The sequence below is a fragment of the Paraherbaspirillum soli genome (genome assembly GCF_042654985.1).
Taxonomy (GTDB): domain Bacteria; phylum Pseudomonadota; class Gammaproteobacteria; order Burkholderiales; family Burkholderiaceae_D; genus Paraherbaspirillum; species Paraherbaspirillum soli.
In genome coordinates this window covers 166,989-178,652 of record NZ_JBHSMT010000028.1, presented here as the reverse complement: position 1 = coordinate 178,652, position 11,664 = coordinate 166,989, and the positions used below count along the sequence as shown (strand labels likewise).

The 11,664-nt window shown below is 60.1% G+C and carries 12 protein-coding genes; all 12 read left to right on the top strand.

Going from position 1 to position 11,664, the window contains the following annotated elements:
* Positions 1 to 150 precede the first annotated feature (150 nt).
* The 12 genes from cyoA to ACFPM8_RS16755 all read left to right on the top strand — a co-directional run bounded on the left by cyoA (position 151) and on the right by ACFPM8_RS16755 (position 11,571).
* Complete coding sequence (gene cyoA, locus ACFPM8_RS16810; RefSeq protein ID WP_378999084.1) at positions 151 to 1,080, top strand: ubiquinol oxidase subunit II; 930 nt, start codon at positions 151 to 153, stop codon at positions 1,078 to 1,080.
* A gap of 102 nt (positions 1,081 to 1,182) precedes the next feature.
* Complete coding sequence (gene cyoB / locus ACFPM8_RS16805) at positions 1,183 to 3,186, top strand: cytochrome o ubiquinol oxidase subunit I (protein WP_378999083.1); 2,004 nt, start codon at positions 1,183 to 1,185, stop codon at positions 3,184 to 3,186.
* On the top strand, positions 3,179 to 3,814 hold the full coding sequence (cyoC, locus tag ACFPM8_RS16800) for a cytochrome o ubiquinol oxidase subunit III (protein WP_378999081.1): 636 nt from the start codon (positions 3,179 to 3,181) through the stop codon (positions 3,812 to 3,814). Before cyoB ends, cyoC begins: the two co-directional genes overlap by 8 nt.
* Positions 3,811 to 4,293: a cytochrome o ubiquinol oxidase subunit IV gene (gene cyoD, locus ACFPM8_RS16795; RefSeq protein WP_378999079.1), complete on the top strand. Its 483-nt coding sequence runs from the start codon at positions 3,811 to 3,813 to the stop codon at positions 4,291 to 4,293. Before cyoC ends, cyoD begins: the two co-directional genes overlap by 4 nt.
* Complete coding sequence (locus ACFPM8_RS16790; RefSeq protein WP_378999077.1) at positions 4,290 to 5,105, top strand: SURF1 family protein; 816 nt, start codon at positions 4,290 to 4,292, stop codon at positions 5,103 to 5,105. Before cyoD ends, ACFPM8_RS16790 begins: the two co-directional genes overlap by 4 nt.
* Positions 5,089 to 6,438, top strand: a complete 1,350-nt coding sequence (locus tag ACFPM8_RS16785) for an ATP-binding protein (RefSeq protein WP_378999075.1) — start codon at positions 5,089 to 5,091, stop codon at positions 6,436 to 6,438. Before ACFPM8_RS16790 ends, ACFPM8_RS16785 begins: the two co-directional genes overlap by 17 nt.
* Complete coding sequence (locus ACFPM8_RS16780) at positions 6,428 to 6,964, top strand: response regulator transcription factor (RefSeq protein WP_378999073.1); 537 nt, start codon at positions 6,428 to 6,430, stop codon at positions 6,962 to 6,964. The genes ACFPM8_RS16785 and ACFPM8_RS16780 overlap by 11 nt, the downstream gene beginning before the upstream one ends.
* Positions 6,965 to 7,071: 107 nt before the next feature.
* Positions 7,072 to 8,283 (top strand): amino acid ABC transporter substrate-binding protein, encoded by a 1,212-nt coding sequence (locus ACFPM8_RS16775; RefSeq protein ID WP_378999071.1) that lies wholly within the window; start codon positions 7,072 to 7,074, stop codon positions 8,281 to 8,283.
* Positions 8,284 to 8,307: 24 nt separating this feature from the next.
* Positions 8,308 to 9,171 carry a branched-chain amino acid ABC transporter permease gene (locus ACFPM8_RS16770; RefSeq protein WP_378999069.1) on the top strand — a complete coding sequence of 288 codons (864 nt, stop codon included), beginning with the start codon at positions 8,308 to 8,310 and terminating at the stop codon, positions 9,169 to 9,171.
* On the top strand, positions 9,168 to 10,115 hold the full coding sequence (locus ACFPM8_RS16765; protein WP_378999067.1) for a branched-chain amino acid ABC transporter permease: 948 nt from the start codon (positions 9,168 to 9,170) through the stop codon (positions 10,113 to 10,115). The genes ACFPM8_RS16770 and ACFPM8_RS16765 overlap by 4 nt, the downstream gene beginning before the upstream one ends.
* Positions 10,112 to 10,846 (top strand): ABC transporter ATP-binding protein, encoded by a 735-nt coding sequence (locus ACFPM8_RS16760; protein WP_378999065.1) that lies wholly within the window; start codon positions 10,112 to 10,114, stop codon positions 10,844 to 10,846. The genes ACFPM8_RS16765 and ACFPM8_RS16760 overlap by 4 nt, the downstream gene beginning before the upstream one ends.
* A complete protein-coding gene (locus ACFPM8_RS16755) occupies positions 10,843 to 11,571 on the top strand; it encodes an ABC transporter ATP-binding protein (RefSeq protein WP_378999063.1) in 729 nt (242 codons plus the stop codon). Before ACFPM8_RS16760 ends, ACFPM8_RS16755 begins: the two co-directional genes overlap by 4 nt.
* Positions 11,572 to 11,664: the final 93 nt, after the last annotated feature.

The window sequence follows — 11,664 nt, the reverse complement described above, 5'->3', positions numbered from 1 at the left end:
AATCATCCTGTCTCAAATTGGGTTTCGGTCGTTGAACCTGCAAGTCCCACCCAATGTTGCTGTCAGGGTAGGACAAAAGGTCCAATCGCCAATGCATACCAGTCGTTGTACATTAGCACGATTTAATTGCTTCGACTGGACTTTTGCCGCATGGTTTTCTCAATTGCTCGTCGCGGACTGATTCCCTTATCCGCTATTTTGTTGGCCGGGTGTAACACTGTGGTGATGAGTCCGTCAGGGGACATCGCCTCTCAGCAGGGTCACCTGATTGTCGTTTCTACACTGTTAATGCTGCTGATCATCGTTCCGGTGATTGCATTGACAATACTTTTTGCCTGGCGCTATCGGAAAAATAATACCGCCGCGCGCTACGAGCCTGACTGGGATCACTCGACCCAACTTGAGCTGGTGATCTGGGGCGCTCCGCTACTCATCATCATCGCCCTCGGCCTGTTGACCTGGATCAGCACCCACACGCTGGACCCGTACCGGAAACTGTCGCGGCTGGACGCGGCGCGCCCGATTCCTGCCGACACCAAGACGCTCACGGTCGAGGTAGTGGCGCTGGACTGGAAATGGCTGTTCATTTATCCCGAACAAGGGATCGCCACCGTCAACGAGCTGGCAGCGCCGGTCGATGTGCCTATCCGCTTCAAGATTACGGCGTCGACGGTGATGAACTCATTTTATATTCCGGCGCTGGCTGGCCAGATCTACGCGATGCCGGGCATGGAGACCTCGCTCAATGCGGTCATCAACCGTCCGGGCCAGTTCGACGGCTTCTCGGCGAACTACAGCGGCGCGGGATTTTCGGATATGCGCTTCAAGTTCCACGGCATGAGCTCGGCAGACTTCGAGCGCTGGGTGCAGGCGAACAAGACCGGCGGCGGGGCGCTGAACCGTGCCGGCTACTTGCAGCTTGAAAAGCCCAGCCAGCGAGAGCCGGTGCGCCGCTACGGCTCGGTCGACGCCGACCTCTACCATGCCATCGTCAATCGTTGCGTCGATAGCAACCAGGTTTGCATGGACAAGATGATGGCAACCGATATGAACGTCAAAGTCGGTCAACACCATGAGTAAATATCTGCGAGAAGACCTTGCGGCGGCTCCAGCAGCGCGCCGCTCTGCAGGTAATGGCGCTGCCGTGTGCGCCGTGTTTCCCCTTTTCCTCGGAAAGTAACAATGCTAGACCATATTGATTTGACGAAGCTGATCTTCGGCCGTCTAAGCTGGGATGCGATTCCCTTCCACGAACCGATTCTGCTGGCGACCTTTGCCATGGTGGCCATCGGCGGCCTGGCGCTGCTTGCAGCGCTGACGTATTTCCGCGTCTGGGGCACCTTGTGGCGCGACTGGTTCACCAGCATCGACCACAAGAAAATCGGCATCATGTACATCGTCCTCGGCTTGGTGATGTTGCTGCGCGGCTTTGCCGACGCCTTGATGATGCGCGCCCAGCAAGCGTTCGCGTTCGGCGATGCGGCCGGCTTCCTGCCGCCGCACCACTACGACCAGATCTTCACGGCGCACGGCGTGATCATGATTTTCTTCGTCGCCATGCCTTTGGTCACCGGTCTGATGAACTACGTCGTGCCGCTGCAAATCGGCGCCCGCGACGTCGCGTTCCCTTTCCTGAACAACTTCAGCTTCTGGATGACCACGTTCGGCGGCGGCCTGGTGATGGTGTCCTTGTTCGTCGGCGAGTTCGCGCGCACCGGTTGGCTGGCTTATCCGCCGCTGTCGGGCATTCTCGCCAGCCCGGACGTGGGGGTCGACTACTACATCTGGTCATTGCAGATTGCCGGGGTAGGTACCCTGCTGTCCGGCATCAACCTGATCGCGACCATCGTCAAGATGCGCGCGCCGGGCATGACCATGATGAAGATGCCGGTGTTCACCTGGACCGCCTTGTGCACCAACGTGCTGATCGTGGCTGCCTTCCCGGTGCTGACCGCCGTGCTCGGCATGTTGTCGCTGGACCGCATGGTTGGAACCAACTTCTTTACCAACGACCTGGGCGGCAACGCCATGATGTATGTCAACCTGATCTGGATCTGGGGTCATCCTGAGGTGTACATCCTGATTCTGCCGGCCTTCGGCATCTTCTCCGAAGTCGTCTCGACGTTCTGCAGCAAGCGGCTGTTCGGTTATACCTCGATGGTGTACGCCACCGTGGTCATCACGATCCTGTCTTACCTGGTGTGGCTGCATCACTTCTTCACCATGGGCTCCGGTGCCAGCGTCAATTCGTTCTTCGGCATCACGACCATGATCATCTCGATCCCGACCGGCGCCAAAATTTTCAACTGGCTGTTTACCATGTATCGCGGCCGCATTCGGTTCGAATTGCCGATGCTGTGGACCATCGGCTTCATGATCACTTTCGTGATCGGCGGCATGACGGGCGTGCTGCTGGCGGTGCCACCGGCCGACTTCGTGCTGCACAACAGCCTGTTCCTGATCGCGCACTTCCATAACGTGATTATCGGCGGCGTGCTGTTCGGCATGTTCGCAGGCATTAATTACTGGTTCCCGAAAGCCTTCGGATACAAGCTCGATGACTTCTGGGGCAAGTGCTGCTTCTGGTTCTGGACCATCGGCTTCTACCTGGCCTTCATGCCGCTGTACGTACTTGGCTTGATGGGCGTGACGCGACGCGTCAGCCATTTCGAAGATCCGTCATTGCAAATCTGGTTCGTGATCGCCGCCTTCGGCGCCGTGCTGGTCGCGCTTGGGATCGGCTCGTTCGTCGTGCAACTGATCGTCAGCTATCGCCGTCGCGATGCGCTGCGCGATACCAGCGGCGATCCTTGGGGCGGCCGTACCTTGGAATGGGCTACATCTTCGCCGCCGCCGGACTACAACTTCGCGTTCACGCCGGTAGTGCACGACAACGATGCCTGGGCTGACATGAAGAACAACAATTACACCCGGCCGCAACAGGGCTTTACCGCAATCCACATGCCGAAGAACACGGCTGCCGGATTCATCATCGCCGGACTCAGTGCGGTCTGCGGTTTTGCCCTGATCTGGCAAATGTGGCTGTTGGCCGGCGTCGGCTTTGTTGCGATGCTCGCTGCAATCATCATCCACACCTTCAACTACAACCGCGATTACTACATCTCGGCGGACGAAGTCGTCCGTACCGAGGGTGAACGCACACGCTTGCTGGCTAGCCATGTCTGAGATCATCACTTCTTCCGCCAGCGCCTTGAGCGCTGATCCGAGCTCGCGCTATTACGTGCGCGAGCATCACCCCGAGAACGGGACCTTGCTCGGCTTCTGGCTGTATTTGATGAGCGACTGTCTCATTTTTGCTTGCCTGTTTGCGACCTACGCAGTGCTGGGCCGCAACTATGCCGGAGGCCCGACCGGCGCCGAGCTGTTCGATCTGCCGCTGGTGGCGCTGAACACCTCATTGCTGTTGCTGTCGTCGATCACCTACGGTTTTGCGATGCTGGAAATGCAACGCAAACGTCTGCGCAGCACCTTGATCTGGCTGGCCGTCACCGGCGTGCTCGGGGCCTGCTTCATCGGCTTTGAACTCTATGAATTCATCCATCTGATCCATGAAGGCGCCGGACCGCAGCGCAGCGGCTTCCTGACATCGTTCTTCGCCCTGGTGGCCACCCACGGCCTGCACGTCAGCTTCGGCATCGTGTGGCTGGTCACGCTGATGTTTCAGCTCGGCCGGCACGGACTGACTCCGGAGAACGGCCGGCGGCTGATGTGCCTGTCAATGTTCTGGCACTTTCTGGACGTGGTCTGGATCGGCGTCTTCACCTTTGTTTACCTGATGGGAGTCCTGCCATGAGCGCACATCATCCACAATCGGCTCACGCCGCCGAACACGGCCATCATGGCGGCCACGATCATCACCACGCGCATGCCGACCACGGCAGCCTCAAAAGCTATGCGACCGGCTTCGTGCTGGCAGTTATCCTGACCGCCATTCCGTTCTGGCTGGTAATCGGCAAGGTGTTCGACAAGTCCAGCACCACCGGCCTGGTCCTGCTTGGCTTTGCGGCCGTGCAAATCGTGGTTCATATGGTGTATTTCCTGCACATGAACACCAAATCCGAAGGCGGCTGGTCGATGCTGGCGCTGATCTTTACGGTGATGCTGGTGATCATCATGCTGTGCGGTTCGCTATGGGTGATGTACCACCTGAATCACAACATGATGCCGGGCATGATGCCTGATTCAATGCAAGAGGGTATGCCTGAATCGATGCATGAAATGCCGAAAATGCATGACATGCACGACATGCATAATATGCACGACATGCAATGATCCCAGCGCCGCGTCCCCGCTCCGCGGCCACGCGGCTCGCGCTGATGGTCTGCGCGGCGCTGGTTTTTACAGGTTTTTTTGCACTTGGCACCTGGCAGCTCAAGCGCCTGCAATGGAAACTTGACCTGATAGCACGGGTGGAGCAACGGGTACACGCTCCAGCCGTTGCCGCCCCCGGCCGCGACAGCTGGCCGCAGATCAATGCCGAGTCCGACGAATACCGGCATGTGCGCCTGATCGGTACTTTCCTGTATGAACTCACTACCCAGGTCCAGGCTTCGACTGAGCTTGGCAGCGGCTTTTGGCAAATGACGCCGCTTCTCACGGCGGACGGCAGCGTGGTGCTGGTCAACCGTGGATTTGTTACAACCAAGGAACGCGAGCGGGTCGAGAGCGCTGGGTTCAGCGTTGCCGTGGTTACCGGACTGCTGCGCATCAGCGAGCCCGGCGGCGGTTACCTGCGCAGCAACGATCCTGCCGCTGATCGCTGGTACTCGCGCGACGTTCAAGCGATTGCCGCGGCGCGTGGCCTGTCCCAGGTTGCGCCTTACTTTGTGGATGCGGACGCGGCAAAAGCGCCTGTGGACGGCGCAGTCGTAGCCAGCCCGAGCACTCACCCGATCGGCGGTTTGACCGTGATTGCCTTTCACAACAACCACTTGGTTTATGCTCTTACTTGGTATGCTCTCGCCTTGATGGTGGCGGGCGCCTGCTTCTGGGTCGTGCGCGAGGAGCGCCGCTCGCGGCGTCGCGGCGCCGACACCAGAGTTAATGGTATTGACCAGGAAAGTGAAGATGGCAGGCAAAATTGAAATTCTTGCAAATACAGAAGACCTGAAAGAAACATCGGCAGCAGCTACGGGCGTTGAAAACGCTGCCGGCCACAAGAACATGCTGCAACTGATTCAACTGCGCTGGATCGCCGTCCTTGGCCAGATCACAACTATCTCCATCGTAATCCTCGGTTTCGGCATTCAGCTTCCGTTGCCGCACATGCTGAAGGTGCTGGCCTGCCTGATTGCATTCAACATCGCCAGCCATCTGCGCTGGCACGAACGTCGCGTGGTGACCAACGGCGAGTTGTTTTTTGCGCTACTGGTGGATGTGGTCACATTGACGCTGCAGTTGTATTTCAGCGGCGGCACCACCAATCCTTTCGCATTCCTCTATCTGCTGCAGGTGATTCTGAGCGCCGTGCTGCTCGAAGCCTGGTCGACCTGGACTATCGTCGGCATCACCAGTGTCTGCCTGGCTGGCTTATCCCAATTTTCCGTGCCGCTGGCGCTGCCGGCCGACCATGGCAATAGCTTGTCCAATTTATATATCGAAGGCATGCTGATTTGCTTTGCGCTCGATGCCGCTTTACTGGTGATTTCGATCACCCGTATCGGCCGCAATCTGCGTACGGGCGACGCTCAACTTGCCGCCCTGCGCCAACGCGCGGCCGAGGAAGATCACATCGTGCGCATGGGCCTGCTGGCATCGGGCGCCGCGCATGAACTCGGCACCCCGCTGGCGACCCTTTCCGTGATCCTGGGCGACTGGCGGCGGATGCCCGAATTCAGCAAGAATCCCGAATTACAGGAGGAAATCGGCGAAATGCAGGCCCAGCTGCAGCGCTGCAAGAGCATCGTCAGCGGCATCCTGCTGTCGGCAGGCGAGGCGCGCGGCGAATCGTCGGTGAAAACCACCATCAACACGTTTCTGGACGATCTGGCTAAAGATTGGCGCACCACTCGGCCGGTGATCTCGTTCGCCTATGAAAATCGGATTGAACAGGACATCCCTGTGGTGTTCGATTCCGCTCTCAAACAGATGATCTGCAATGTGCTGGACAATGCGCTCGAAGCTTCGCCGCAATGGCTGAGCCTGGAGGCGACGCGCGAAGCCGATTCGCTGATTTTGTTGGTGACGGACGCCGGCCCCGGTTTCGTGCCCGCGATGCTGACCCAATTAGGCAAGCCATATCAATCCAGCAAGGGCCGCCCGGGCGGCGGCTTGGGACTGTTCTTCGTCGTCAATGTCGCACGCAAACTGGGCGGCACGGTGACGGCCAGCAATCGGGAGCAGGGCGGGGCGGCAGTACAACTTACGCTGCCGCTGGCGGCAATCAGTCTGGAAGAGGATCAACCGCATGCCGCCTGACCGCCTGCTGCTGATCATTGAAGACGATGCGGCTTTCGCCCGCACGCTTAGTCGCTCATTCGAGCGCCGCGGCTATACGGTTTTGCTGGCGGCCAATCTGGATGAGGCCACCGCACAGCTGCAGCAGCATTCGCCGGGCTATGCGGTGGTCGATCTCAAGCTGAACGGCAGTACCTCCGGGCTGGCCTGCGTGCAAATGCTGCACAAGCATGATCCGGCGATGCTGATCGTGGTGCTGACCGGTTTCGCCAGCATCGCCACGGCGGTTGAGGCCATCAAACTCGGCGCTTGCCAATATCTGGCCAAGCCATCCAATACCGACGATATCGAAGCGGCCTTCGGCCACGTCGCCGGGGTTGCCGAGGTCGAGTTGACCAACCGGTCGACCTCGATCAAGACCCTCGAATGGGAACGCATTCACGAAGTGCTGGTGGAGACCGGCTTCAATATTTCCGAGACGGCGCGCCGCTTGGGCATGCACAGGCGCACGCTGGCGCGCAAGCTGGAAAAGCAGCGCATCAAATAGTGACAGGCGCGGTTGACTGATTTGCATCCGGGTAATCGCACGACTAAACTCAATCCAGTGTCCTGAGTCGCAGCTTTTGTCGCAACCCTTGTTGGAAGGCACATATCATGTCGCTCAGCCGTTCTGCTCTGCTAGCTGGCCTGCTCACTGTCTTCATCGCTTGTGCGCCCGCAGGCGCCGCACTGGCCCAGGATGTCGTGCTGGGCGCCTCGGTGCAATTGACCGGTCCGGTCGCCAACACCGGCCGCTATTACCGCGACGCGTATCAACTCGCGATCGACAAAATCAACGCCGCAGGCGGCGTAAAGATTGGCGCTCGGTGGCACAAACTGGCACTCAAACTGTATGACAACCAATCCGACGTCAATCTGAGCGTGCGCCAATACACCCAGTTGGTGACGCAAGACAAGGTCAACCTGCTGCTGGGTCCATTCGCCAGCAATTTCGCGCTGGCCGACTCGACCGTTTCGGAAAAATACAAGGTGCCGATGGTGCAGGGCGGCGGCGCCTCGGATCAGATCTTTGCACGCAAATTCAACTACATTTTCGGCACGCTGGCGCCGGCCAGCAATTACTTCGACAGCACGGTCGATATGCTCAAGGCGCTCAATCCGGCGCCAAAATCAGTGGCCTTGCTATATGCAGACGATGCCTTCGATGTATCGGTGGCGGACGGCACGCGCCCCAAGTTGCAGCTGGCCGGGGCGAATCTGGTCATGGATGAGCGCTACAGCACGAACGCCACCGACTTCAGCTCTTTGCTTGCGCAGATCAAGAGCAAAAACGTCGATGCCGTGCTGGTGGCCGGCCACGAGACCGAGATCCTGAATTTCGTGCGTCAGGCCAAAAGCCTGGCGGTAGCGCCCAAGCTGTACGCGTTTACGGTGGGCGTGCCCAGTGAAGACTTCCGCAAAGCGCTGGGCAAGGATGCCGACTACGCGTTCGGCATGACGCCGTGGCTGCCGACCCCGGCCCTGAAAGACCGCTGGTTCGGGGATGCGCAACAGTTCGCCAAGGAGTACCAGGCCAGATTCGGCTATGAGCCTGATTACCACGCGGCCTCGGGCGTCGCCGACGTAGAAGCGCTGGCACAGGCAATGGAGGACGCCGGCAGCGCCGATCCGCAGAAGGTGCGCGATGCACTGGCCAAGGTCAGATTCAACAGCCTGTACGGCCCGATCGCATTCAATGCTCAAGGGCAGATCGAAATGCCGCAGGTGGTGATCCAGGTGCAGGGCGGTAGCCTGGCAGAAATCTACGGCGCCAAGGGCTTTGTCACACAACCGAAGTATCCGATGCCGGCCTGGAACGCGCGTTAAGCCGCCGGCAGATCGGGACTTCTGGTGAACCTGCTGGCACAAATTCTCATCAACGGCGCTTTACTTGGCGGGCTGTACGCGGTCATGGCGCTCGGCCTGGCCTTGGTCTGGGGTGTGCTCAACATCGTCAACCTGGCGCATGGCGCCTTCATCATGCTGGGCGCTTACGCCGCGTGGCACCTCTACACTTACGCCGGGATCGACCCGTTTCTGGGATTGCCGATCACCGCCGCCGCCATGTTCGCCTTGGGCTACGGGCTGCAACGCGGCTTGCTGAACTTGGTGATCAGGGGGCCGATGTTTAACACGTTGTTGATTACTTTCGGGCTGGAGGTGGTGTTGACCTATCTAGCGCAACTGGTGTTTTCCGCGGATTTCCGCACCATCAATCCATCCTATGCGGGCAACAGCTTGACCTGGGGAACGGTGGTGTTGCCGGTGGCGCGGCTGGGTGCATTTTGCGTCGCGATCGTGCTGACGGTCGGCATGTGGCTGTTTTTGCTGCACACGCGGCTCGGCCGGGCGATTCGCGCCACGGCCCAGAATCTGACGGCAGCCCGCCTGTACGGCGTCGAGCCGCGTCACCTATACGCGATCACCTTTGGCTTGGGCATCGCGCTGGCGGGCGCGGCCGGCGCGCTCTATGGCACGGTGTCGCAAATCAATCCCTACATCGGAGCGACACTCACCGCCAAATCATTTGCCATCTCGATTATTGGCGGCCTGGACAACCCGCTCGGCGTCATCGTCGGCGGGCTGTTCCTGGGGATCGTCGAGTCGCTGACCAGCTTGTATATCGGCCCAACCTTTGCCGACGTCGCCAGCTTCGGCATCCTGGTGCTGGTGTTGATCGTGCGGCCCAGCGGCTTGCTGGGGAAAACCTCATGAGCGGATGGCGCATCGGCCTGGCCCTGGTGGCGCTGTCGATACTCGCCGGCGTCCCCTGGTACGGCTCGGACGTGCTGGTCCAGTTCGGCATCAACGCGCTGCTGCTGGCGGTGCTGGCGCAGGGCTGGAACATCATCGGTGGCTACACCGGTTATCCCTCGTTCGGCAATTCCGTCTTTTACGGGCTAGGCGGCTACGGCGTGGCGATCGCCATGGTGCAGTGGCGCTTGCCGTTCGCGGTCGGCCTGTTCTTTGGTGTCGCGCTGGCGCTGCTGTTTGCGCTTGTGCTGGGGTTGCCGGTGTTGCGGCTCAAGGGGCACTATTTCGCGATTGCCACGCTGGTGCTGTCGCAAGTGATGACCGCCATCGTCTCCAATCTGAGGCTGGCCGGCCAGAACATCGGCCTGGTCTTGCCGCCGCTGAACAACGATCCGCTGTTCTATGAACTGGCGCTGGCCCTGCTGGCGAGCGCGACGCTGACGATCTTCTGGCTGACCCGCAGCCGCTTCGGATTCGGACTGATTGCGATCCGCGAAAACGAGGAAGCCGCCGCCGTCATGGGCGTCAACACCACCTGGTACAAGGTGCTGGCATTTGCGCTGTCGGGCCTGTTCAGTGCCTTGGCCGGCGGCATTCACGCTTACTGGATCACCTTCCTGGATCCGGCCAGCGCCTTTGATCTCGGCCTCAACGTCAAGATGATCATCATGGCCGTGTTCGGCGGTCCGGGCACGGTGCTGGGGCCGGTGGTCGGCGCGCTTTCGCTGGCGGCCGTCTCCGAATTCCTGGCGAGCGAAGTGACCAGCATCGCCGGCCTGTTTTTTGGCGTCGTCATCGTGGTTGCGGTGGTGTTGATGCCGCTCGGCCTGGCCGATATGCTGCGGCGTTTTCGCACCACGGGCTGGCGTTATTTCATCGAAAACATCCGGGCGCATCGGCTATGAGTGCATTGCTGGAAGTCCGCCATGCGACCCGGCGCTTTGCCGGCCTGATCGCGCTCAACGATGTCAGCTTGACCTTGGCGCCGGGTGAAATCCTGGGCTTGATCGGCCCCAACGGCGCCGGCAAGACCACACTGATCAACCTGATCAGCGGCACCCTCGCTGCGAGCGAAGGCGAGGTGCTGTTCCAGGGCGAGCCCGTCAACCGCCTGCCGGCATTTCGTCGCGCTCGCCTGGGCATAGGCCGTACCTTCCAGATCATGCGGCCGTTTCCCGGCCTGTCGGTATTGGACAACGTGGCGGTGGGCGCTTTGTTCGGGCGCGGCGCCAGCAAAGTGCCATTGACGCAGGCGCGTGAACAGGCGCGTGTTTGGCTTGAATTCGTCGGTTTGGGCAACACCATATCCGGGCGCACCGATGAACTGAGCGGCGCCGGACGCAGACGCCTGGAACTTGCAAAGGCGCTGGCGATGCAGCCCAAGCTGCTGTTGTGCGATGAACTCATGGCCGGCCTGAATCTGGTCGAAATCGACCAAATCATCGACCTCCTGCGCCAGGTGCGCGAGCGGGGCATCAGCCTCCTGGTGATCGAGCACGTCATCAAGGCGATCATAAGCCTGTCGGATCGCTTGCTGGTACTGCATCACGGCGAAAAGATCGCAGACGGCACGCCCGCCAGCGTGCTGTCGGACCCCATCGTGGTGCAGGCTTATCTGGGGAAGAAACGCACTTGAGCAGCCCGACACATCGTCTGCCCTTGTTAAAAGTCGACCAGCTGAGTGCCGGCTACGGCGAACTGCCGGTGCTGCATGAGGTGGCGCTGGAGATCTATCCGCGCGAAATGGTGGCGCTGGTCGGCAGTAACGGTGCGGGCAAGACCAGCTTGTTGCGTGCGTTGTCGCGCCTGCTGCCTTGCAGCGGCAGCATTGTCTTCAATAGGCGCGAATTGATCGGCGCGACGCCCGATCAAGCTTTCGACCTGGGCTTGGTGCAAGTGCCGGAAGGGCGCCAGTTGTTCGACCGCATGAGCGTGCAGGATAATGTGTTGATGGGCAGCTACCGACGTCGGGACCAGGCAGCCATCAGACGCGATCTGGACAAGATCTACACCATATTCCCACGCTTGGCGGAGCGCCGGCGTCAGCTGGCCGGCAGCATGTCGGGCGGCGAGCAACAGATGTGTGCGATGGCGCGCGCGTTGATGGCTGCGCCGGTACTGATGATGGTCGATGAAATGAGCCTGGGATTGGCGCCGGTCGTGGTGGAGCAATTGATGGATGTGTTGGCTGCGATTCAACGGGACGGCGTGACCGTGCTACTGGTCGAACAGGATGTGCAACTGGCCTTATCCTGCGCCGACCGCGGCTACGTGATGGAAGCCGGCCGCATCGTCCACAGCGGACCCGCCAAAACCTTGATCGACGACCCAAGCGTGCAGCAGGCTTATCTGGGACTTTAGTTCTTCCGCCATCATCAAGCTCCTTTATGCATGGGGCAGGGCAGCGACAAAATGCGACACCGTAGGCGGTCGCGTCCCCGTGTGAAAGCGCTG